We start from the raw sequence: 21,207 nt of genomic DNA, 5'->3' as shown, positions 1-21,207 counted from the left end.
CATGGACAGATTTCCGACCACGCCGCCGGCCGCCACGACCCCGCTCCGCCGCCGCCTGCTCCCGGCCGCCGGCCTGCTGGCCTTGTGCGGCGCCGTCTTCGTCTGGCTGCTGCTGCGCAACCAGGGCCTGAATCCGGCGATCTTTTCCGATGAGTGGTACTACAGCAAGATGTCGCGCCTGCAGCCGCTCGGCGACGCCATCGTGCCTTCGTATCTCTACCTCTGGCTGTTCCGCGCCACCAATGCCTGCGGCGACGGCTTCCTCGATTGCGTGCGCATCGGCAACGAACTGTTCTTCGTCGCCTCGGCGCCCTTCATCTACGCGGTGACGTGCCGGGTGGCGTCCAGGCCGCTGGCGCTGCTGGTCGCCATGGTGGCGCTGCTGACGCCCCTCAACATCTACACCTCCTTCTTCATGCCGGAGGCAACGTATTACTTCGGCTTCGCCGTGCTGAGCTGGGTGGTCCTCGCCTGGCGCGAGCGCGATACGCTCGGCAACGCGGCGCTGCAGGGCCTGGCGGCGGGCACCGTGCTCGGCCTGATGAGCCTGGTAAAAGTCCATGCCCTGTTCCTGCTGCCCGCGCTCTGCCTCTACCTGGCCGCCGCCGGCTGGCTGGCGGGCCGGGCGCACTGGCTGGCCAGGGGCGCGCTGGCCGCGCTGCTGGCGGCGGCCGTGACGCTGGCGATCAAGTTCGGCCTCGGCTACCTGTTCGCCGGCAACGAAGCCCTGAGCGTGTTCGGCAGCTTCTATACCGGCACCGCCAACGCGCACGCGCGCCGGCCGCTGCTCGAGCTGCTGCGGGCGGCATGGACCAGCGGGTCCGGCCACCTGATGGCGCTCACGGTGCTGCTGGCGCTGCCGCTGGCCCTGCTCATCCAGGCCGTGGCCAGCCGCAAGACCCGCCAGCAAGCCAGCCCTGTGCTCCTGCAGCTCCAGCTGTACGCCCTGCTGATGCTGGGCGCGGCGGGCGGCATGACGGTGATGTTCACGGCATCGATCGCGGACGTCGCCCCGACCGAAGTGCTGCGCCTGCATCTGCGCTACTACAGCTTCGTGTTCCCGCTGCTGCTGGCCGTTGCCGCCGCCGCGACCGGCGCACCTCGCGCGGATGCGCCGCCCGCGCGCGCCTGGCCGGTGGCCCTGCTGCTGGCCGCCGTGCTCGCCTGCGCCGTCTGGAAGCTGCCGGGCTATGCCACCAATGCCGTCGACGGCCCGGAGATCCACGCCGTCGGCATCGACCGCCTGCCCGGCCGCATCGCGGTCGGCATCGAGCTGCTGGTGCTCCTGCTGTGGGCGCGCGGCAGCCGCCTGGCCGTGCCGCTGTTCCTGTTCGTCGCCGTGCCCTGGATGACGGTGCAGGGCATGCTCGGTACCGCCGCCTATCTGCACAACATCGATCCGAATTCGCAGCCGGATGCGGCCGGCAAGTTCGCCCATCGTTACGTGCCGGCGGCGGAGCGCAACCAGATCACGGTGGTCGGCAACGACGTCCTGCAGGTAATGCGCGCCCAGTTCCATGTCGACGCCCCGGACACCGGCATGATCGACCTGCCGCCGGATACACCGCTGCAGCCTTACCATATGCCTCTGCGCAACAAATGGCTGCTGGTGATCGGCCACCATCCGCTGCCGCCCGGCGTGCAGCCGGAGGTCGCCACGGCCGGCTACACGCTGGCGCGGATGGACACGCGCCGCCGGGTGATCGGCGTCACCCGTTTCAAGGAGCCGCTTCCCTCCGGCCCGGTGGAGGCCGCCGAGGGCCTGTCTCACCTCGAGTCCTGGGGGCGCTGGTCGGAAGCCAAGCGCATCGTGCTGCATTTCTCCCGCCCCTTGCCCGAACACGTCAATGTCGTGATCAAGGCCCAGGCATTCGGCCCGAATACCGGCCTGCCGTTCACGATGCGCATCGGCGGCGAAGAGCAGAGCTTCCGCGTCCAGGACCTGCCCCAGGACGTGACCCTGCGCTTCAGCACCGACGGCAGGCAGCGCAGCCTGGAAATCGAGGTCCCGAAGCCGACCGCGCCGCACGACGTCAGTCCCTCGATCGACACCCGCCCGCTGGGCCTGGGCCTGACCGACATCGAGATTTCCACGCCCGACGCGTAGCCGGCAAGGCGCCGCGTGGGTGCGTCGGCTAACAGTACATGCCGCCCGGCTTCTCTAGAATTGCCATGGTCAATGTATTAACGGCCGGGCGCCTTGTCTCCACAACGCCATGGCGCCCACAAGGACTCTGCGATGACGACCGGAAGCAGCAAGGAAGAAGGGCTGGAGAAACCACTCGACCGGCAGGGCGGCCAGAGCGCCGGCGTGCCGGCCGAGGGCGAAGTCGAAGGCAATGCCTACAGCCCGCTCGGCACCGCCGGCGTCAAGCACTGGCAGGCGACCTACATCACCGAGGACGGCCTCCAGGACCGCGGCAACATCTTCTTTGCCGCCGTCGAGATGACGCGCATGCCGATGGTCGTCACCGATCCGCGCCAGCCCGACAATCCGATCGTGTTCGCCAACGGCGCCTTCTTCGACCTCACCGGCTACACGGATGAGGAGGTGATCGGCCGCAACTGCCGCTTCCTGCAGGGCCCGCAAAGCGATCGCCGCACCGTGGAAGAGGTGCGCAATGCGCTCAAGGAAGAGCGCGCGGTCGCGGTCGACATCCTGAACTACAAGAAGGACGGCAAGCCATTCTGGAACGCCCTGTTCATCGGTCCGATCTTCGACCAGGACGGCAAGCTGCTGTATTTCTTCGCCTCCCAGATGGACATCACCGAGCGCCGCACCACGCAGGAAGCCTATCTGCAGGCGCAGAAGATGGAAGCGATCGGCCAGCTGACGGCCGGCATGGCCCACGACTTCAACAACCTGCTGCAGGTCATCAACGGCAATCTCGAAGTTGCCTTGATCAGCCTCGACCGCCCGGAGGTGGCGCGCGCGCAGCTCGGACGCGCCCAGCGCGCCGCCATGCGCGCCGGCAAGCTGACCCAGCAGCTGCTGACCTTCGCGCGCAAGCAGCGCCTCGAACCGAAGCCGGTCAACATCAACAACCTGGTGGTGGATTTCTCCGAGATGCTGGTACGCACCCTGGGCGGCAAGATCGAGCTGCGCCTCGACCTGCGTCCCGGGCTGCCGGTCTGCATGCTGGACCCGACCCACCTCGAAATGGCCCTGCTCAACGTCCTGATCAATGCGCGCGACGCCATGCCGGACGGCGGCGAGGTGACGGTCGCCACCGCGATCGTGCGCGGCGAGGACCGCCTGAAAGTGCATGGCCTGCCCCACGGCACCTATATTTCCCTGTGCGTGATCGACCACGGCCCCGGCATGGCGCCCGAGGTGTTGCGCCGCGCGACCGAACCCTTCTTCACCACCAAGGGCCCCGGCACCGGGCTCGGCCTGGCGATGGTGCACGGCTTCGTCCAGCAGTCGCACGGCCGCCTCGAGATCGACAGCCACCCCGGCGAAGGCACCAAGGTCACGATGATCTTCCCGGCCGCCGACAGTGCCGCCAGCCGCGCCGACGCCGCGGCGGGAGCGAACGATGCCGCTGCCGACCAGGCCGAAGCCGCCCGGAGCAAGCCCTGCGTGCTGGTGGTCGAGGACAACGACGACGTGCGCGAGCTGGCCGAACAGGTCTTGGGAATGGAAGGCTATGCGGTGCAGTCGGCGGGCAGCGGCGAACAGGCGATGCACCTGCTGCGCGAAGGCGCCCGGGTGGACCTGCTGTTCACGGACGTGATCATGCCGGGCGGGATGAACGGGCTGGAACTGGTCGAACAGGCCCGCGCCCTGCGTCCGGGACTGCCGGTGCTGGTCACGACCGGCTACATGGACGAACTGCCGCAGGGCGGGCGCGGCGGCGGGCTGGACATCCTGGCGAAGCCTTACCGGCAGGATGATTTACTGGAGCGGGTCAGGCAGGCGTTGGAACGCTAGCGCGTAAACGTCGTCCCCGCGAAGGCGGGGACCCAAGTTCTGCGTGCGTCATCGAAACGCATACAAACTTGGATCCCCGCCTTCGCGGGGATGACGTGCGAATGTAGCGGGCCCTACCGACCTGACCGCCCTTCGAATGTTTACTGCTTCGGCAACCCACCCAACAAAGCCGCCAGCTTCTGCTTCGGCTTGGCCGAAGCCACCTGCACCGCTTCGGCCGGGTCCTTGCGCGGGACGGCAGCGGGCTCGTAGGGCTTGAGGAACCACGGATCGATCTTCTCGCGGCGCGGGGCGCCCGGGCCGCGCGGGCCGCGTTCGCTGCGTTCGCTCCGCTCGGCGCGCTCGCCACGGTCGCTGCGCTCGAAGCTGCGGCCATCGGCCTCGCGGCGGCCGCCGCCGCGGCGTTCGCTGAAGCGCTCGCCGCTGCTCGAACGGCCCGGCGCGAAGCCGCTCAGTTCGGCGCGCGTGATGGTCTGCTTGATCAGCTTCTCGATGTCGACCAGCAGGCGCTCGTCCTTGTCCGAGTAGACCGACAGCGCATCGCCGGTGGCGCCGGCGCGGCCGGTGCGGCCGATGCGGTGCACGTAGTCCTCGGCGTTGTACGGCAGGTCGTAGTTGATCACGCACGGCAGGTCGGTGATGTCGAGGCCGCGCGCGGCGACGTCGGTCGCGACCAGCACGTCGATCTCGCCCTTCTTGAAGGCGTCGAGCGCGGCGATGCGTTCCTGCTGGGTCTTGTCGCCGTGGATGGCCGAGGCCTTGATGCCTGCCTGCTCCAGGTAGCGCGCCAGGCGCGAGGCGCCGATCTTGGTGTTCGAGAACACCAGCACCTGCTTCAGGTCGCGCGAGCGGATCAGGTGCTCGACGACGTCGCGCTTCTGCTCTTCCGCCACCTTGTACAGCACCTGGGTGATCGCGGTATTCGTGGCATTGCTGCGCGCGACCTCGATGGTCAGCGGATCGGTCAGGAAGCTGGCGGCCAGCTTCTTGATCTCGGGCGAGAAGGTGGCCGAGAACATCAGGTTCTGGCGCTTCTTCGGCAGCAGGTTGATGATGCGCTGCAGGTCGGGCAGGAAGCCCATGTCGAGCATGCGGTCGGCTTCGTCCATCACCAGCATCTGCACCTGGGCCAGGCTGATGTTCTTCTGTTCGACGTGGTCGAGCAGGCGGCCCGGGGTCGCGATCACGATCTCGACGCCGCGGCGCAAAATCTCGGTCTGCGGCTTCATGTCCATGCCGCCGAAGACGACGGTGGAACGCAGCGGGGTGTGCTGGGCGTAGGCCTTGACGTTCTCGGCGACCTGGATCGCCAGTTCGCGGGTCGGGGTCAGGACCAGCGCACGCACGGCGTGACGGGCCGGCGACATGCTGGTATTCGCATGCGGCAGCAGGTTCTGGATGATGGGCAGCGAGAAGCTCGCGGTCTTGCCGGTGCCGGTCTGGGCCGCGCCCATGACGTCGCGGCCCTGCAGGACGACAGGAATGGCCTGGGCCTGGATCGGGGTCGGGTGGACATAGCCCTGGTCCGACAGCGCGCGCTGGATCTCAGGCGCCAGACCGAAATCGGCGAAGCGCACGGTCGGCGCGCCGCCAGCATCATTGGTGGTCGTTTCAGACATTTCTTCTTTCGGGCGTTAACAATTGCGCTCTACGCCGGGCTGCGACCTGGCATGGCCAACGCGGGAAACTCCGGGGTGACGGGACGCGCCTGGTGCGGCGGTGGCGGCTTGGACGGACGTAGAGATACTAAACCGCGCTCAATTTACCTCAAATCCACACCTCTGTATATGAAATCCTGTACTTTTGGGCCCCGATTTGCGGGCATTTACGCGATTTTCTCTTTACATTCCTTTACCTGGCTTTACCTTTTCCGCCCTCCCCCACTGGGGCTTGCGTCCGATAATTGATGCAGTGCATTAATAAAGGAAGCAATATGGTCGCAAGCATCAGCAGCAACAGCAACAGCGTGTCGAACTGGGCCGACGCCATCTTTTCCAGGCTCGATACCAGGAACCAGGGCTATATCGACAAGACCGACCTGCAGGACGCCCTGTCGAAGGTCGGCGGCAAGGACAAGGCCGGCGGCCAGTCGGTGAACGTGGACGACACCTTCAGCGCCCTCGACGGCGACAACGACGGCAAGATCACCAAGAGCGAACTCACCGACGCGATGACCAAGCTATCGGACCAGCTCAACGCGCAGTTCGACGCCTCGCGCGCCGGCCGCGGCGGCGGCGGACAACCACCGGCGGGTCCGCCGCCCGGCGCCCAGGGTGGTGGCGGCACAAGCGGTACGAGCGCCACCGACAGCAGCAGCAGCAGCGACTACATCGCCGCCGCCGACACCGACGGCAACGGTAGCGTCAGCGAGGCCGAAAAAGCCGCCTACGACAAGAAGCTGGCAACTGCCCAGTCCGACGGCGGCGGCAGCGGCGCCTCGGACGGCACCCGGCACGCCCGGCACCAGAAGGATCCGGTGCGCGAACTGGCGCACGCCATGCACCTGCTGAAGGCCTATGCGGAGAACAGCGGCGGCAGCAATGGCTCGACGGCTTCGACCGGCAGCACCGATGGCGCGAGCGATACGGGCAACGTCAGCGTCAGCGTCGAAGCCTGATATCAGCGGCGCTGCCAGCCGTGTTCGCGCGCCGCGCGCTCGGCGGCGGCATCGAGCGAAGCGCCGGCGATCCGCTGGTCGATCGCATCGAGCACCGCGGCCGGCATGTCGCTGCCGGCCTGGCGGTAGCCGGCCTGTTCCGGCGCCTGGCCCTGCGCCAGCACCGGAATCCGCCAGCTTCCGGCCTCCCGGCAGGCCAGGCCCGCGGTCGCCCCCAGTTTGAAGCTGCGGCAGTATGCCCCTTCTTTCGTCTGGAAGCTGAGGCCAAGGCGCAGCTGTCCCGCCGGCGCGTCCGACGCCAGCCGCTGCGACAGGGCATCGGCCAGCTCGCCGCGCGCCACGAGTTCGCCGCCCTGCTGGGCGATGGGCGAGGCCTCGCCGCTGCGCAGCTGTTGCCAGCCCAGCGCGCCGGCCAGTACCCCGGCCGCAAGCGAGGCCGCGATCGCGCCCCACTGGGGCCAGGCCCAGCGCGCCGGTAGCGGACGCGCGTTCGCCTGCGCCAGCACGTCCACGCGCACAGGGCTGCGTGGCGCGAGCGCACCCGCTTGCAGGCGCTCGGGCACCGGCTCGTCGAGCACGCCGGCAAACGCGGCAAAGACATCGGCGCGCAAGACCCGATGCCGCTCGACCGCCGCCGCCACCCGGGGATCGTCGCGCATGGCCTGCTCGACGCGCGCGCGCTGCTCCGGCGCCAGTTCGCCGTCGGCATAGGCCATCAGGGTTTCATTATCAACATTCATGTCGGTTTCCTTGCCCGGTCGGACAACAGTTCCTGCAGGGCTTCCCGGGCGCGGGCCAGCCGGCTGGTCAGGGTGCCGATCGGTATATCCAGAACTTCCGCCGCTTCCTTGTACGGCAAACCGTCGACCAGCACCAGGCCGATGACCATCCGGTGATCGTCGGACAGCAGGCTCACCGCCTTCTCGACTGCCATCCGCTGCTGGTGCGCGGCCGCGTAATCGTCGCCCACGTGCTCGCCCTCCTCTTCCGGAGCAAACAGCTCGCTGCGGCGCGCACGCGAACGGACTTCGTCGATCCAGGCGTTCTTCACGATGCGGAACAGCCAGCTGTCCAGGCGCGTGCCCGGCTGCCATTGCTCGGCGCGGGTCAGCGCGCGCTCGACGGCGATCTGCACGAGGTCGTCCGCGTCTTCACGGTGGAAGGTAATGGAACGCGCGAACCGGCGAAGGCGCGGCAACAGCGCGGCGATGTCGTTTTCCAGGTCGGCGCTCATGGTCATCATGATAGAACGGTTCAAGCAGGGATTTTCTTCCCTGCCCCGTTCGTTTTATTTTTCAGGACAACTCATGCATATTATCATCGGCCCATGAAGCGCATTTATTTCCTGATCGCACTCAGCATCGTTTGCAATGCCGCCTCGGCACAGCTGCGCCTGCCGTCGCTGGGACTGCCGCCCGGCCTTGGCCAGCTCGACACGCTCCACGCGCCGGTGCAGCGGCTCGCCGACCGCATCGACCTTCCCGACCTGCGCGCGCTGCGCCTCGACACGGTCGGCAAACTGCTGCGCGAGCATCCCGACGTGCTGGAAGCCGATCCGCATGGCGAGCCGGCCGTCCGGGCCCAGATCCTGGCATGGTCGCCTTCCGCAGCCGGTCTCGAGGCGGCGCGCCAGGCGGGCTTGCGGGTGCTGGCCGAGGAGCGTTTCGAGGAACTCGGGCAAAGCCTCGTCGTGCTGGGTGTGCCCGCGGGGAGCGCCACCGAGGCACTGCTGGAACGCCTGCGCGCGCTCGACCCCGAAGGACACTATGACTTCAACCACGTCTATACAGGCAGCGGCGCGGCGCCCGCCGCGGAGCTTCCGCGCGCGTCCGTGCCATCCTCCACGGACGGCAGCCCGGCAAACGAGGCTAGGCTCGGGCTGATCGACAGCGGCATCGATACCGGCCACCGCGCCTTGCGCGATGCCAGGATCCGCGCCTGGGGCTGCGATGGCGTGGCGCATCCCGATGCGCATGGCACGGCGGTGGCCGCGCTGATGGTCGGGCGCGACGAGCGCTTCCGCGGCGCCCTGCCCGGCGCCCAGCTGTTCGCCGCGGACATCTACTGCGCCAGCCCCACCGGCGGCTCTGCGGGACAAATCGCGGCGGCGCTCGGGTGGCTGGCGCGCGAACAGGTCGGCGTGATCAATATGAGTCTGGTCGGTCCGCCCAACCAGGCCCTCGAGCGCATGGTGGCGGCGATGGTCGCGCGCGGACACCTGCTGGTCGCCGCGGTCGGCAACGACGGACCGGCTGCGCCGCCGCTCTACCCGGCCAGCTATCCCGGCGTGGTCGGGGTGACGGGAGTCGACCGCCGTGGCCGGCCGTTGCCGGAAGCGGCGCGCGGTCCGCAAGTGCTGTTCGCGGCGCCCGGCAACAACATGGCCAGCGCCAGCCCCGGCGAACCGCCTTACCGCCCGGTGCGCGGCACCTCGTTTGCGGCCCCCATCGTCGCCGGGCTGCTGGCGCCGGCACTGCCCCGGCCGGACCGCCGGCAGGCGCGCGATGCCGTCACCGCGCTCGCGCACCGGGCCGGCGACGGCACGACCGTCAGCAATGCATTCGGCTACGGCATCGTCGGCGCCGACTTGCGTACCGATCCGGCGCAGCTGCGCTAGCGGCAAAAAAATTTTTGGATTTTTTTTGGGAACGATGGAATAAACGGCTGAGCAGGATCGTTTTCCTGATAACGGCGGCGGACAGTCCCCGCCAACTCAAGGAGAACAGACATGAACACCAAAACGATCGCCCGCCACATCGCCCTCATCGCTTCCATCGGCTTTGCCGCCTCGGCGCACGCCCAACTGCTCGGCGGCGGCCACCTCGGCGGCTCCATCGGCGGCATGCTGGGCGGCGGCGGACAATTCCGCTCCATGGGCGTGCCGGTCACGCGCGTCGACAGCCTGGCGGAAGCGCGCCGCACCGTCCGCGTGCCGGATACCGACAGCGTGCGCAACGGCGCCGCGCTTGTCGGCAATGCATCGGGCAATGCCTCGGGCAAGGCGGCCGGCAACGCCGGCGCCGGCGCGCTCGGCAAGAGCGTCGCCGGCGAAGCGTCCGGCGCCCTGAGCGGCGCCGTTTCCACAGCCGCCGGCCAGAGCGCCACTGCGGCGGCACCGGCCGCAGGCAGCGCCCTGCCCGCCAGGACGATCGCCGGCGAAGCTTCCGGGACGCTGTCCGGCAGCGCCGCCGCGGCACTGCGCCAGACCGCTTCGGCCGCCGCGGGCGCGGGCAATCCGGCGACGGCGCCGCAGGCCGGCGTGCCGGCGGCTCCCAAGCTTCCTGCCATGCCTGCCATCTCCGCCGCATCCGCCGCACAGGACGCACAGCAGGGCGGCGCTGGCCTCGGCAGCCTGTCGTCCGCTGCCGGCAAGGCGCAGGCCGGCCAGCTCGCCGCCATGGGACACGGCGGCCAGGACGGTAACGGCGACGTGGCGCTCGGCGGCCGGGGCACGGGCGCCGCGAAGAACGCCGCCACCCAGGGCGCGAAAACCCAGCTGGCCACCACCCGTGGCTACGGCGCCGCCAGCACCGCGAACACGAAACATACCCTTCATTCCGCTCACCAGGGCACGGCAAGCGGCAGCAAGCAGGCGCCGGCCCCGGCAAGCAGCACCGGCGGCACGCACGGCGGCGGCGGCCTGGCCGGCAGCGGCAGCGCAAATGGAAACGGCAGCGGCAGCGTGGCCGGCAATAGCGGCGCGGGCAAGGGGGGCGCCGTGAGCGCCAGCCTGTCGATCGGGGGCAGCGCTTCGGCGAACGCCGGCGGCGGGCAATAAACAGGCGGGCCCGGCCAGTCCGGGCCGGTTCAGGACGTGATCAGACCGTGCTCGTCGAGCACGTCGTGCAGCAGCTCGAGCCGGATCATCGGGTTGTCCAGCATTAGCATGTTCTGCTTCTGCTGGTTCGGCAGCGGCAGCAGTTCGCACCAGCGGTTGGCGACCCAGCCGCAGTCGTCCAGGCGGAACGGCGGCTGCACCGGCCAGCGGCTTTGCGGCACGTCGTGCAGCGAGGCCAGCACGCGGTCGAGGGCGTCGGCCGCGCCCTTCAGGTCGGACGGGATGCGCACCGCGTGGTCGTCTTCCAGCAGCTCGGCCTCGGCCATCCACAGGCCATTGCTGCGGCGCTCGGTGGAGAGCAGCCGGAAGCGCGAACCGCCGCGGCATACCACCTGCAGCAGGCCCGGGGTCGAGGCCGTAGTGTCCTGCACCGACGCCAACGTCCCCAACGCCACGAAGCGTTCCATTCCTTCCGGCGTGCGCACTTCCTGTCCCTGGGTCAGCAGCACGACGCCGAAGGGCGCATCCTCCGTCAGGCAATGGCTGATCATGTCGAGGTAGCGGACCTCGAAGATCTGCAGCGGCAGCACGCCATCCGGAAACAGGACCGTGCTGAGTGGGAACAGCGGTAAGGAGATCGTGGCCATGCGCGCATCATGACAGATTCGCTTCGCGGGACGGAGCACGATTCAATCGTCCGGACCCCGCAAGGGAAGATCGCGGACAACGTCGAGCAGCGCCGCCAGGCGCCAGCGCAGACGGGCCCAGCCGGGGTCCGGCTGGGGCAGCACCTTCACCGTCACCTTCGAGCCCGGCGCGACGTCGCAGGCGAAGGGATAGTCGCCGGCCTGCTCGAACGGCAGGCGCACCTCGTGGCCCGGCAGCACCAGCACTTGGCCGAACACGTGCGGCGCCAGGTCGCGGTTACGCAGCAGCAGGACGTCGCGCACGCCCAGCGTCAGCCGCAGCTCCGCGGGCACCAGCACGGGCCCGGCCTGGCCGCGCAGGACCGCCGCCCCATGCGGAAATTCCAGCAGGCGTTCGCGCGTCGGATAGTGCAGCGGCGCCAGCGCGGCCCACAGCAGCGCGGCGAACAGGACCGCGGCCAGGGCCCACTGCAGGCGGCGCGGCAGGCTGGCATGGGAGAGGAAGGGCAAGGCAGGCATGGGCGTCGTGGAATGGTGTCGACATTGTAGCCGGAGCAACATCGGCACGCCATCGGCGCCGACTGTTGTGCGCCTTGCCACAGCATGGACGGGTATTCTCTTGCCACCATGACGCTTTTCGATCAGTCAACCAATGCCGCCTCGTCACGCAGCCCGGCTTCCGTCCCGCTGCTCCTGGCCGCGCTGGTCTTCCTGGCGTCGCTGATCGTCACCTACGTGGTGGCCAACAAGGTCGAACACAGCGCCGAGAACGAGCTCGAGGCCATCTTCAACTACCGCGCCCGCGACCTCACCGCCAGCGTGGTGCGCCGCCTGGCGGTCTACGAACAGGTGCTGCAGGGCACGCGCGGCTTCCTGCGCGGCTCGGTTGACGTCAGCCAGCGCGATTTCGCCGACTACTACGCCATCCTCAGGCTCAACGAGCGCTTTCCCGGCATCGAGGCGCTGGGCATCGCCGCCATCATTCCGCCGGCCCGGCTCGAGGCCCATGTCGCCGCCATGCGCGCCGCGGGCTTCACCGAGTACGAAGTCAAGCCGCCGGGGCCGCGTCCGCTGTACACCTCGGTCACCCACATCCAGCCCTTCGAAGGCCGCAACCTGCGCGCCTTCGGCTACGACATGTTCAGCGAGCCGGTGCGGCGCGCGGCGATGGAGGCGGCGCGCGACAGCGGCGCGGCGGTCGCCACCGGCCGCGTCACGCTGGTGCAGGAGGGCGCGAACAGCGCGCAGCCCGGCTTCCTGATGTACGTGCCGGTCTACCGCCGCGGCGAACCGCGCGCGACCCTGGAGGAACGGCGCGCCGCCATCGCCGGCTGGGTCTATGCGCCCTTCCGCATGAACGACCTGATGCGCGATCTGGGCGGCGAGCATGCGAGCGACCTCGACGTCGAGATCTACGACGGCCGCCAAGCCGTCGACGCCGCCCTGCTCTACCGCTCGCCGGGCGCCCGTCCCGCGCATGCGCGCGCGAGGTTCACCCACACCGACGTGGTCGATACCGCCGGCCGCACCTGGACCCTGGCGATCCGCTCCGCGCCGCGGCTCGAGGCCACCCTCGACAAGCGCCCGACGGCGGCGATCGCGGCGACCGGCATTGGCCTCGGCCTGCTGCTCAGCCTCGTGGTGTGGCTGCTGGCGACCGAGCGCCGCCGCGCCCTGCAGCTGGCCGGCGGGATGACGCTCGAACTGCGCGAATCGCGCGACCGCATCGATGCCGACCGCCGGCGCGTCCGCCTGATCCTGCAGAACGCCTACGACGCCTTCCTGGCGGTGGGCCCGGACGGCCGCGTCACCGACTGGAATGCCCAGGCCAGCAAGCTGTTCGGCTGGAGCGAAGAAGAAGCGCTCGGCCGCGAAGCCGTCGAACTGATCACGGCGCAGGAACAGCGCGAGCGCTGGCGCACCCATTTTGCCGCCTTCACCGCGCGCGGCGAATGCGCGCTGCTGGCCCGGCCCACCGAGATCACCCTGGCGGACCGCCACGACCGCAGCTTCCCGGTCGAGATCGCGGTCACCGCCCTGCCCTCGGGCGGCGGCTTCGGCGCGGTCGCCTTCGTGCGCGACATCCGGCCGCGCAAGGAGCAGGAGGAGCGCGAGCGCGAGCGCCAGCAGCGCCTGGTCGATGCGCGCGCGGCGCTGCATCGCTCGCAGAAGCTGGAGGCGGTCGGCAAGCTCACCGGCGGCGTGGCCCACGACTTCAACAACATCCTGCACATCATCAGCGCCAACGTGCAGCTCATGATGCGCAACGAGGAGAACAGCCGCAAGCGCCTGCTCGGCATCATGGACGCGGTGGAACGCGGCAAGAAGCTGACCACGCAGCTGCTGGCCTTCGCGCGCCGCCAGCCGCTGCACCCGAGCGTGGTCGCCCCGGCGCAGCTGATCGAACGCATGGACAGCCTGCTGCACCGCGCGGCCGGCGACGCCATCGAGATCCGCTTCGACATCTCGCCGGAACTGTGGAACACCCTGGTCGACCCCAACCAGCTCGAGAACGTGCTGCTGAACCTGGTGATCAATGCGCGCGACGCCATGAACAACCAGGGCCGCATCACGATCGCCCTCGACAACATCGGCGTCGAGGAAGGCAGCGCGCTGGCCGTCAACAACATCCGGCCGGGCGAGTACGTGAGGATCGCCGTCAGCGACACCGGCAGCGGCATGCCGCCGGAAGTGATGGAACGCGCCTTCGAACCCTTCTTCAGCACCAAGCCCGAGGGCAAGGGCACCGGCCTGGGACTGTCGATGGCGCACGGCTTCGTCAAGCAGAGCGGTGGCCATATCCGCCTCGCCAGCGTGCCGGACCAGGGCACCACGGTCACCATCTTCCTGCCGCGCGCGCTGCAGGACAAGCCGGACCCGTTGTACATCCCGACCCCGCACTGAAAGGAATGATTCCGATGCGCCCCAACAGCCCGATTCCTGCGGACGGCGGCTTCGACCACACGCTGGCGCTGCTGTCCGAAGGCTACCGCTTCCTGACGGGACGCTTCGAGCGCTTCGGCGCCGACATCTTCACCACCCGCCTCATGCTGCGCAAGGCGCTGTGCGTGCGCGGCGAGGATGCCGCGCGCATGTTCTACCAGCCGGGACGCTTCACGCGCCGGCACGCGCTGCCGCCGACCACGATGGCGCTGCTGCAGGATGTCGGCAGCGTGATGGCGCTGGACGGCGAGGCCCACCGCAAGCGCAAGGCGATGTTCATGTCCTTGTTGGGGCCGCTGGAGCGCCAGCGCCTGGTGGGACTGGCGGTGGCGCAGTGGCGCGCCCGGTTCGCGCACTGGGCCAGCCTGCCTTCGGTGGTGGTGCACCAGGAAGCGGAACTGGTGCTGTGCCGCGCGGTATGCCAGTGGGCCGGCATCCCGGTCAGCGCCGACGAGGCGCGCGAACGCACCGCGGAATTGTCGGCGATGATCGACGGCGCCGCATCAAGCGGGCCGCGCACCTGGAAGGCGCTGATGCTGCGCCACCGCACCGAGCGCTGGGCACGCGCCCTCATCGACGCCGTGCGCGCCGGACAGGCGCAGCCGCCCTTCGACAGCGCGCTGAATGTCATCGCGCGCCACCGCGACGCCGACGGCCGCCCGATCGACCGCAAGCACGCGGCGGTGGAGCTGATCAACTTCCTGCGCCCGACCGTGGCGGTGGCGCGCTACATCGCGTTCGCGGTGCTGGCCATGCACGAGCATCCGGCGTGCCGCGAGCGCATCGCCGCCGGCGACGACGCCTGGCTGACGATGTTTGCGCAGGAAGTGCGGCGCTACTACCCCTTCCTGCCGGCGATCGGCGGACGGGCGCTGCACGATTTCGACTGGCACGGGCTGCACATCGCGAAAGGCACCTGGGTCCTGCTCGACCTGTACGGCACCGACATGCATCCGGCAATCTGGGGCGACCCCGGCGTGTTCCGGCCCGAGCGCTTCGAGCGCCACGAGAGCAGCGGTTTCGACCTGGTGCCGCAAGGGGGAGGAGATCACTATGCGGGCCACCGCTGCCCCGGCGAGGCGGCCACGGTCGATCTGCTGAAATCGGCGGCGAAGCTGTTCGCCACCGAGATTGTTTACGAAGTACCGCCCCAGGACCTGACGATCGATCTGGGGCGGATTCCGACCCTGCCGGCCAGCGGCATGGTCATCGGGAAGGTAAGGCCGCGAGCCTAGACGCGGACTCAGTCGCGGATCAGGCGGCCCTGCTGCACGCGCACGCGCTCGCCGTTGCCGAAGCGCGGACGGCCCTGCTCGGTGAAGGTGCGGTAGCCGCCGGCGGCCATCTTGACGCGGACGTCGGTGTAGGTGACCTTGTTCATGTTGCGCTCGACGCGGTTGCCGGCATAGGCACCGCCGACAGCGCCGGCGATGGTGGCGAGGGTGCGGCCATTGCCGCTGCCGACCTGGTTGCCCAGCAGGCCGCCGACCACGGCGCCGCCGCCGGCACCGAGGCCGCTGCCACGCTCGGCCGCGCGTTCATAGGTATGGGTCGAGACCACGGTGCCGCAGTTATGGCATTGCGCGGACGCGTGATGGTTCGGTGCGGCCTGGGCGGCCAGCGGTGCGGCGCCGGCCGCGGCGAAAGCGGCGATCATGGCGAGGCGGGAGCCGTATGCAGAGATGTTTTTCATGATGTTCCCCTTTTTGTATGTTGTGTTAAGCATGGGCACAGGTTAACGGTGGCGGCCTGTTCCGGAAAGAGTAAAACCGTATCAAATGCAAGCGGTTGTAACGGGACCATTATTCAAACGATGAGCCGTGCGCCCGATTTGGGCGCCTCCTGCGTATCCTTGGGCCATCCACCGAGCGGAGGCCGGGTATATGGAAAAGCGACCGTTCGACGTCGGCATCGCATTCGAACGCATCGAAGAAGCGGTACGGCCCTGGCCGAAGGCGGCGCTGTTCCAGCTGGCCGAGGAAGGCCATACCTCGGTCTTCGAGCAGCTGCTGGCCTGCATGATCTCGATCCGCACCTACGACGAAGTGACCTTGCCGGTATCGCGCAAGCTGTTCGCGCAGGCCCGCACGCCTGCGGAGGTTTGCCGCTTGTCCTGGGAAGAACTGGACGCCTTGATCAGTCCCAGCACCTTTCACGAGCGCAAGGCGCAACAGATCCTGGCCATCGCGCGCGAAGTGGAAGAACAAGTCGGCGGCATCCTGCCCGGCGACCGCGAGGTGCTGCTGTCCTTCGCCGGCGTCGGCCCCAAGTGCGCGAACCTGGTGCTGGGCGTTGCCTGCGGCACGCCCGTGATCAGCGTCGACATCCACGTGCACCGGGTGACCGGGCGCTGGGGCTATGTTTCGGCCACGACGCCGGAAAAGGCATTATTGGCGCTTGAGAAGAAGCTGCCTCAGCAATACTGGATCGACATCAACCGGCTGCTGGTGCCGTTCGGGAAGCACATCTGCACCGGGAACCGTCCGCGTTGTTCGACTTGCCCGGTGCTGGACATGTGCCGGCAGGTGGGGGTGACGGCGCACCGGTAAGCGCCATCACGACGAAGCGGCCACGCCCGGAGGCGCGGCCGCATGGCTTGAACATGCAGTGTCAATGGATGGCCGGACGCGTAGCGCCCTTGCCGGCAGCGGCGCCGGCACCGGCACCCCGCGGTTGGTAGGCCTGGGCGGCCTTGTTGCTATCGAAGTACTCCTTGAAGCTCGCGATCTTGCCGCCCGCGATGCTGAACACGTGGCACCAGTCATCGCTGTATTCGGCGCCCGTTGCCTTGACGGTATAGGCGCCGTGGCCGAGCACGACCACCTGGTCGCCCTGCCCGATGAAGCGGTCAGGCTTGAATTCGCGCGGTTCCTGGCACTCGGCCAGGATGCGGAAGAAGTCGGACACCTGGGCCAGGCCGTGGCGCTTGCCGGTGAACGGGATGCCTTCCACTTCCGGAAGCTCCCATTCGATGTCCTGCGCAAGCAGGCTCAGCAGGGTCTGGATGTCGCCCTTGTCATAGGCGGCGTACGCCTGTTTGAGCAGGCTGATGTTTGCTTGCTCGCTCATGATCCCCTCCATGGTTGTCGGATGATCGGACTTTCAGTATCGGTTTTTTGGAGGGAAATGCAATGGTGGGCGAGTAATTGGGGAGAAAAAGCCACGGCCAGCACAAGCATGGCGTCTGATGCTGAACTAACGATGTCATTCCAAATCTAACGATTCATCTTCTTGGCGCTTCCCTCCCGACATGCTGCTGGCACATCGCATCCGATTGGACCCGACTCCCGTCCAACGCGAGTACTTTACTCGTGCCGCAGGCACGGCGCGCCGCGTGTGGAATTGGGCCCTGGCCGAGTGGCAGCGCCAGCTTTCAGCTGGCCAGCGTCCGAACGCGATGGCGCTGAAAAAACAGTTCAACGCAATCAAGTATTCTGATCCAGCTTGGCTCGACGCCAACGGGCAGCCATGGCTGCGCACCATCCATCGCGATGCACATTCGCAACCGTTCGCTCATCTTGCCGTGGCCTGGAACCGGTACTTTGCGGCAATGAGAGAACATAAGCGTGCCTATAGGCCTGTATTCAAGAAGAAAGGACGCTGCCGCGACAGTTTCTATGTCGCCAACGACAAGTTGCGCCTGGAAGGCATGGCTGTGGTACTACCGAAGGTCGGGCGCGTGACATTACGTGAAACATTGCGATGGCCCGGCAAGATCATGGGTGCAAACGTTAGTCGGGACGCCAATCATTGGTTTCTAGCGCTGCAGGTTCTGGTGCCGGAACAGGTCGCTTGCCTGTGCCGTAGAAGCGATGGTGTTACCGGTGTCGATCTGGGCGTTAGCACTGCCGCCACTCTGTCCAGTGGAGAGAAGATTGCCGCCCCGCGTCCACTCAAAGTATTGCTGCGACGCCTGCGCATCCGAAGCCGGCGCTTGTCACGAAAGTTAGAAGCCGCCAAGGCTAGTGCCGGAATCACGGGAAGTATCCTAAAAGGCACACGACTCCCGGTATCAAAAACCCAAATCAAGTGCACCCGTGCGCTGGCACGACTGCATGCACGCATCGCCCACGTGCGCGCAGACTTCATGCACAAGCTCACGACCCGCCTCTGCCGTGAAAACCAAACGGTAGTGATCGAGGACCTGAACGTAAGCGACATGCTGGCCAACTCACGGCTTGCACGCGCAATTGCCGACGTGGGCTTTCATGCCTTCCGTCGCCAACTCGAGTACAAGAAAATACGCTACGGTACGACTTTGGTACTGGCCGACGGTGGTATCCGTCGAGCAAACTGTGTTCAAAATGCGGTCAACGCTACGGAAGCTTGAACTTGGGCAGCCGCGTCTGGGTATGCCCCAGTTGTAATGCACGGCACGACCGCGACGTCAATGCAGCTATCAATCTACAACGGCTCGCAACCAGCGCCCTTCACGCGCAGTCTGCGCTACCCGTGGCGAGTCCGGCGGCGACGTCGGACACATTTGTCGGCATGATGCTGGCGAAAGTCGGGAAAGTGACGCCTGTCAGGTACGAGTACGGTCAGCAAGACGGCTCGGGGCAGGAAGAGAATAGCACTCATGTTGAGCGTATTCTTGAAAGCAGTCGAACCGGGCACCAACAAACTAATACTTAAGGGGTGCTCTTTGCCCTAATAAAAAACCGCAGTGTGATTTACTGCGGCTTGGTATTGAAGCGGGATCAACTGGGCAGTGGAGAGGCGCGCGCGATGGATTTCGCGGAACTTACGCCATTTGCGGAACTCGTGCAACTCCAGAAAATGACGTAAGTCATTGATTACTGGTAGGCCTCCCGTGAGTCGAACACGGCACCAACGGATTATGAGTCCGCTGCTCTAACCAAGCATGAGCTAGAGGCCCGAAACTGGTACAACCTAAGACGCTAAAAACTCGCCACTCGAGGATAGTGTCGAAACATCGATAGCCCGAAGTGGCGAGAGCATATTGCCTTTACTGTAGTGCCGTCAAGTCTGGCGAAGATCAGCTGCTGCCCTCGAGGAAGCTCTTCAGCTTGTCCGAGCGCGACGGGTGGCGCAGCTTGCGCAGGGCCTTGGCTTCGATCTGGCGGATGCGCTCGCGGGTGACGTCGAATTGCTTGCCGACTTCTTCCAGCGTGTGGTCGGTCGACATCTCGATGCCGAAGCGCATGCGCAGGACTTTCGCCTCGCGCGGGGTCAGCGAATCCAGCACGTCCTTCACCACGCCGCGCATCGAGGCATGCAGGGCCGCGTCGGACGGCGCCAGCGTGTTGTTGTCCTCGATGAAGTCGCCCAGGTGCGAATCGTCGTCGTCGCCGATCGGGGTTTCCATCGAAATCGGCTCTTTCGCGATCTTCATGATCTTCCGGATCTTGTCTTCCGGCATTTCCATCTTGATCGCGAGGGTTGCCGGATCGGGCTCGGCGCCGGTCTCCTGCAGGATCTGGCGCGAGATCCGGTTCATCTTGTTGATCGTTTCGATCATGTGCACCGGAATACGGATCGTGCGCGCCTGGTCCGCGATCGAACGGGTGATGGCCTGGCGGATCCACCACGTCGCATAGGTCGAGAACTTGTAGCCGCGGCGGTATTCGAACTTGTCGACCGCCTTCATCAGGCCGATATTGCCTTCCTGGATCAGGTCGAGGAACTGCAGGCCGCGGTTGGTGTACTTTTTCGCGATCGAGATCACCAGGCGCAGGTTGGCCTCGGTCATCTCGCGCTTGGCCTTGCGCGCCTTCATTTCACCGGCCGCCATCTGGCGGTTGATGTTGCGCAGGTCCGGCAGCGGCAGCACGACGCGCGCCTGCAGGTCGATCAGGCGCTGCTGCAGCTCCTTGATCGTCGGGATATTGCGGCCGAGGATGGCGCTGTAGGCGTGGCCGGCGTTCACTTCGCCGTCGACCCAGTCGAGGTTCGTCTCGTTACCCGGGAAGACCTTGATGAAGTGGGCGCGCGGCATGCCGCAGCGGTTCACGGCCACGTCCAGGATCTGCTTCTCGATGTGGCGCACTTCGTCGACCTGGCCGCGCAGGGTGTCGCACAGCTTCTCGACCACCTTCGCGGTAAAGCGGATGCCCAGCAGCTCGGCCGAGATCGCATCCTGGGCCTTGACGTAGTCCTTCGAGTTGTAGCCCTGCTTCTCGTAGGCCTTGCGCATCTTGTCGAACTGCTGTTCGATCGTGTGGAACTTGTCGAGGGCGGAGACCTTCAGCTGCTCGAGCTGCTCGGCGGAATAGCCGGCCGCGCCGGAACTGGCGCTGGCTTCTTCTTCCTCTTCCTCTTCTTCCTCTTCCTCTTCTTCCTCGTCGTCTTCATCGGTGTCGGACGAGGTCGGCGCGACCGCGGTCGGCGAGGTTTCCTCGGATTCGTCCGCGTCGACCATGCCGTCGACGATCTCGTCGATCTTGATCTCGTCGTTCTCGATGCGGCGCGAGGCGTCGATGATCTCGGCGATCGTCACCGGGCAGGCGGAGATCGCCTGGATCATGTCGCGCAGGCCGTCTTCGATGCGTTTCGCGATCTCGATCTCGCCTTCGCGGGTCAGCAGCTCGACCGAACCCATTTCGCGCATGTACATGCGGACCGGGTCGGTGGTGCGGCCGAAATCGGAGTCGACGGTCGACAGCGCGGCTTCGGCGGCGGCTTCGGCTTCGTCGTCGCTGGTGACGGTGGCGACATTGTCGGACAGCAGCAGGGTCTCGGCGTCAGGGGCGTGCTCGTAGACGGCAATGCCCATGTCGTTGAAGGTGCCGATGATGCCTTCGATCGCTTCCGGATCGACGATATTGTCCGGCAGGTGATCGTTGATCTCGGAATAGGTCAGGAAGCCGCGCTCCTTGCCCGACTTGATCAGGGCCTTGAGCTTCTGGCGGCGGATTTCGAGCTCTTCTTCGCTCGCTTCGGTATCCGACGAGAACGCGTCTTTCAGCAGCGCTTTTTCCTTGGCTTTGCGGTCCTTGGCCTTGGCCTTGTCCGCAGCCTTCAGTTCGGCGCGCTCGACCGCGTTCAGCGCGGCGACTTCGTCGTTCTCGGGCGTGAATTCCTTGGGCTTGCGACCACGCCGTCCGGGTACCTTGACGGCCGGCAGCACGTAGCCCGACGTATCGATCGCGGCGAGTGCTTCCGCGTCGGTCGTCTGGCTCACAGGCGCAACACCCGCAACGCGGGCTTCCGCCTTGTCTTGAGAATTGTCCGCCTTGGCGGACATCCTGATGGATTTGGTAGCCACTTTGGGTTCGGGTTTCTTGGTTGGCACAGGCGCTTTCGAAGTCACAACGACCTACTTTAC

The 21,207-nt window shown here is 66.9% G+C and carries 18 protein-coding genes and 1 tRNA gene; 10 read left to right on the top strand and 9 right to left on the bottom strand.

Annotated elements, in window-relative coordinates:
- Nucleotide 1 precedes the first annotated feature (1 nt).
- Together AB4Z32_RS04830 and AB4Z32_RS04825 are read left to right on the top strand one after the other, a co-directional pair.
- On the top strand, nucleotides 2-2,107 hold the full coding sequence (locus tag AB4Z32_RS04830; protein ID WP_441934775.1) for a DUF7024 domain-containing protein: 2,106 nt from the start codon (nucleotides 2-4) through the stop codon (nucleotides 2,105-2,107).
- Nucleotides 2,108-2,239: 132 nt separating this feature from the next.
- Complete coding sequence (locus AB4Z32_RS04825) at nucleotides 2,240-3,934, top strand: histidine kinase famiy protein (protein WP_441934774.1); 1,695 nt, start codon at nucleotides 2,240-2,242, stop codon at nucleotides 3,932-3,934.
- A gap of 140 nt (nucleotides 3,935-4,074) precedes the next feature.
- Here AB4Z32_RS04825 and AB4Z32_RS04820 read toward each other — a convergent pair whose 3' ends face one another.
- The gene (locus AB4Z32_RS04820; protein ID WP_441934773.1) at nucleotides 4,075-5,553 is read right to left on the bottom strand and encodes a DEAD/DEAH box helicase; all 1,479 of its coding nucleotides are present in this window, start codon (nucleotides 5,551-5,553) and stop codon (nucleotides 4,075-4,077) included.
- Between the two features lie 314 nt (nucleotides 5,554-5,867).
- Between AB4Z32_RS04820 and AB4Z32_RS04815 the strand changes: the two genes are divergently transcribed.
- On the top strand, nucleotides 5,868-6,551 hold the full coding sequence (locus AB4Z32_RS04815) for an EF-hand domain-containing protein (protein ID WP_441934772.1): 684 nt from the start codon (nucleotides 5,868-5,870) through the stop codon (nucleotides 6,549-6,551).
- 2 nt (nucleotides 6,552-6,553) lie between these two features.
- Here the strand turns inward: AB4Z32_RS04815 and AB4Z32_RS04810 are convergent, their stop codons facing one another.
- Together AB4Z32_RS04810 and AB4Z32_RS04805 are read right to left on the bottom strand one after the other, a co-directional pair.
- Nucleotides 6,554-7,291: an anti-sigma factor family protein gene (locus AB4Z32_RS04810; RefSeq protein WP_441934771.1), complete on the bottom strand. Its 738-nt coding sequence runs from the start codon at nucleotides 7,289-7,291 to the stop codon at nucleotides 6,554-6,556.
- On the bottom strand, nucleotides 7,288-7,809 hold the full coding sequence (locus AB4Z32_RS04805; protein ID WP_441934770.1) for an RNA polymerase sigma factor: 522 nt from the start codon (nucleotides 7,807-7,809) through the stop codon (nucleotides 7,288-7,290). The genes AB4Z32_RS04810 and AB4Z32_RS04805 overlap by 4 nt, the downstream gene beginning before the upstream one ends.
- Nucleotides 7,810-7,878: 69 nt before the next feature.
- On the opposite strand from AB4Z32_RS04805, the gene AB4Z32_RS04800 reads away from it, so the two are divergent.
- Together AB4Z32_RS04800 and AB4Z32_RS04795 are read left to right on the top strand one after the other, a co-directional pair.
- A complete protein-coding gene (locus AB4Z32_RS04800; RefSeq protein WP_441934769.1) occupies nucleotides 7,879-9,168 on the top strand; it encodes a S8 family serine peptidase in 1,290 nt (429 codons plus the stop codon).
- A 111-nt stretch (nucleotides 9,169-9,279) separates the two neighbouring features.
- Nucleotides 9,280-10,329: a hypothetical protein gene (locus tag AB4Z32_RS04795; protein WP_441934768.1), complete on the top strand. Its 1,050-nt coding sequence runs from the start codon at nucleotides 9,280-9,282 to the stop codon at nucleotides 10,327-10,329.
- 29 nt (nucleotides 10,330-10,358) lie between these two features.
- Here the strand turns inward: AB4Z32_RS04795 and AB4Z32_RS04790 are convergent, their stop codons facing one another.
- Nucleotides 10,359-10,976 (bottom strand): LON peptidase substrate-binding domain-containing protein, encoded by a 618-nt coding sequence (locus tag AB4Z32_RS04790; protein WP_441934767.1) that lies wholly within the window; start codon nucleotides 10,974-10,976, stop codon nucleotides 10,359-10,361.
- A gap of 42 nt (nucleotides 10,977-11,018) precedes the next feature.
- Nucleotides 11,019-11,495, bottom strand: a complete 477-nt coding sequence (locus AB4Z32_RS04785; RefSeq protein ID WP_441934766.1) for a cupredoxin domain-containing protein — start codon at nucleotides 11,493-11,495, stop codon at nucleotides 11,019-11,021.
- A gap of 108 nt (nucleotides 11,496-11,603) precedes the next feature.
- Between AB4Z32_RS04785 and AB4Z32_RS04780 the strand changes: the two genes are divergently transcribed.
- Both AB4Z32_RS04780 and AB4Z32_RS04775 read left to right on the top strand, forming a co-directional pair.
- Complete coding sequence (locus AB4Z32_RS04780; RefSeq protein ID WP_441934765.1) at nucleotides 11,604-13,880, top strand: CHASE domain-containing protein; 2,277 nt, start codon at nucleotides 11,604-11,606, stop codon at nucleotides 13,878-13,880.
- A 14-nt stretch (nucleotides 13,881-13,894) separates the two neighbouring features.
- Complete coding sequence (locus AB4Z32_RS04775) at nucleotides 13,895-15,154, top strand: cytochrome P450 (protein ID WP_441934764.1); 1,260 nt, start codon at nucleotides 13,895-13,897, stop codon at nucleotides 15,152-15,154.
- Nucleotides 15,155-15,162: 8 nt separating this feature from the next.
- Here AB4Z32_RS04775 and AB4Z32_RS04770 read toward each other — a convergent pair whose 3' ends face one another.
- On the bottom strand, nucleotides 15,163-15,612 hold the full coding sequence (locus AB4Z32_RS04770; RefSeq protein WP_441934763.1) for a glycine zipper 2TM domain-containing protein: 450 nt from the start codon (nucleotides 15,610-15,612) through the stop codon (nucleotides 15,163-15,165).
- A 190-nt stretch (nucleotides 15,613-15,802) separates the two neighbouring features.
- On the opposite strand from AB4Z32_RS04770, the gene AB4Z32_RS04765 reads away from it, so the two are divergent.
- A complete protein-coding gene (locus tag AB4Z32_RS04765; protein WP_441934762.1) occupies nucleotides 15,803-16,468 on the top strand; it encodes an endonuclease III domain-containing protein in 666 nt (221 codons plus the stop codon).
- 61 nt (nucleotides 16,469-16,529) lie between these two features.
- Here AB4Z32_RS04765 and AB4Z32_RS04760 read toward each other — a convergent pair whose 3' ends face one another.
- Nucleotides 16,530-16,988, bottom strand: a complete 459-nt coding sequence (locus tag AB4Z32_RS04760) for a nuclear transport factor 2 family protein (protein WP_441934761.1) — start codon at nucleotides 16,986-16,988, stop codon at nucleotides 16,530-16,532.
- Nucleotides 16,989-17,169: 181 nt separating this feature from the next.
- On the opposite strand from AB4Z32_RS04760, the gene AB4Z32_RS04755 reads away from it, so the two are divergent.
- Both AB4Z32_RS04755 and AB4Z32_RS04750 read left to right on the top strand, forming a co-directional pair.
- Entirely contained in the window at nucleotides 17,170-18,249 is a 1,080-nt protein-coding gene (locus tag AB4Z32_RS04755) for an RNA-guided endonuclease InsQ/TnpB family protein (RefSeq protein WP_441934760.1), read from the top strand.
- Entirely contained in the window at nucleotides 18,213-18,554 is a 342-nt protein-coding gene (locus AB4Z32_RS04750) for a zinc ribbon domain-containing protein (RefSeq protein WP_441934844.1), read from the top strand. Before AB4Z32_RS04755 ends, AB4Z32_RS04750 begins: the two co-directional genes overlap by 37 nt.
- A gap of 165 nt (nucleotides 18,555-18,719) precedes the next feature.
- On the opposite strand, the gene AB4Z32_RS04745 is transcribed toward AB4Z32_RS04750, so the two are convergent.
- Both AB4Z32_RS04745 and rpoD read right to left on the bottom strand, forming a co-directional pair.
- Nucleotides 18,720-18,798: transfer RNA gene (locus tag AB4Z32_RS04745), tRNA-Ile, on the bottom strand.
- Nucleotides 18,799-18,918: 120 nt separating this feature from the next.
- Nucleotides 18,919-21,126, bottom strand: coding sequence for an RNA polymerase sigma factor RpoD (gene rpoD, locus AB4Z32_RS04740; protein WP_441934843.1), 2,208 nt, complete (start codon nucleotides 21,124-21,126; stop codon nucleotides 18,919-18,921).
- Between the last annotated feature and the right edge of the window lie 81 nt (nucleotides 21,127-21,207).

This window comes from Massilia sp. 2TAF26 (assembly GCF_052115005.1).
GTDB lineage: Bacteria > Pseudomonadota > Gammaproteobacteria > Burkholderiales > Burkholderiaceae_D > Telluria.
Note: the sequence above shows the minus strand (reverse complement) of the source record. Positions and strands in the feature narration are given on the sequence as shown.

Bases quoted from the DNA above. Each gene is read 5' to 3' on its own strand.
- AB4Z32_RS04830 (WP_441934775.1), top strand. From the start codon at position 2: ATGGACAGATTTCCGACCACGCCGCCGGCCGCCACGACCCCGCTCCGC.
- AB4Z32_RS04825 (WP_441934774.1), top strand. From the start codon at position 2,240: ATGACGACCGGAAGCAGCAAGGAAGAAGGGCTGGAGAAACCACTCGAC.
- AB4Z32_RS04820 (WP_441934773.1), bottom strand. From the start codon at position 5,553: ATGTCTGAAACGACCACCAATGATGCTGGCGGCGCGCCGACCGTGCGC.
- AB4Z32_RS04815 (WP_441934772.1), top strand. From the start codon at position 5,868: ATGGTCGCAAGCATCAGCAGCAACAGCAACAGCGTGTCGAACTGGGCC.
- AB4Z32_RS04810 (WP_441934771.1), bottom strand. From the start codon at position 7,291: ATGAATGTTGATAATGAAACCCTGATGGCCTATGCCGACGGCGAACTG.
- AB4Z32_RS04800 (WP_441934769.1), top strand. From the start codon at position 7,879: ATGAAGCGCATTTATTTCCTGATCGCACTCAGCATCGTTTGCAATGCC.
- AB4Z32_RS04795 (WP_441934768.1), top strand. From the start codon at position 9,280: ATGAACACCAAAACGATCGCCCGCCACATCGCCCTCATCGCTTCCATC.
- AB4Z32_RS04790 (WP_441934767.1), bottom strand. From the start codon at position 10,976: ATGGCCACGATCTCCTTACCGCTGTTCCCACTCAGCACGGTCCTGTTT.
- AB4Z32_RS04785 (WP_441934766.1), bottom strand. From the start codon at position 11,495: ATGCCTGCCTTGCCCTTCCTCTCCCATGCCAGCCTGCCGCGCCGCCTG.
- AB4Z32_RS04780 (WP_441934765.1), top strand. From the start codon at position 11,604: ATGACGCTTTTCGATCAGTCAACCAATGCCGCCTCGTCACGCAGCCCG.
- AB4Z32_RS04775 (WP_441934764.1), top strand. From the start codon at position 13,895: ATGCGCCCCAACAGCCCGATTCCTGCGGACGGCGGCTTCGACCACACG.
- AB4Z32_RS04770 (WP_441934763.1), bottom strand. From the start codon at position 15,612: ATGAAAAACATCTCTGCATACGGCTCCCGCCTCGCCATGATCGCCGCT.
- AB4Z32_RS04765 (WP_441934762.1), top strand. From the start codon at position 15,803: ATGGAAAAGCGACCGTTCGACGTCGGCATCGCATTCGAACGCATCGAA.
- AB4Z32_RS04760 (WP_441934761.1), bottom strand. From the start codon at position 16,988: ATGAGCGAGCAAGCAAACATCAGCCTGCTCAAACAGGCGTACGCCGCC.
- AB4Z32_RS04755 (WP_441934760.1), top strand. From the start codon at position 17,170: ATGCTGCTGGCACATCGCATCCGATTGGACCCGACTCCCGTCCAACGC.
- rpoD (WP_441934843.1), bottom strand. From the start codon at position 21,126: ATGTCCGCCAAGGCGGACAATTCTCAAGACAAGGCGGAAGCCCGCGTT.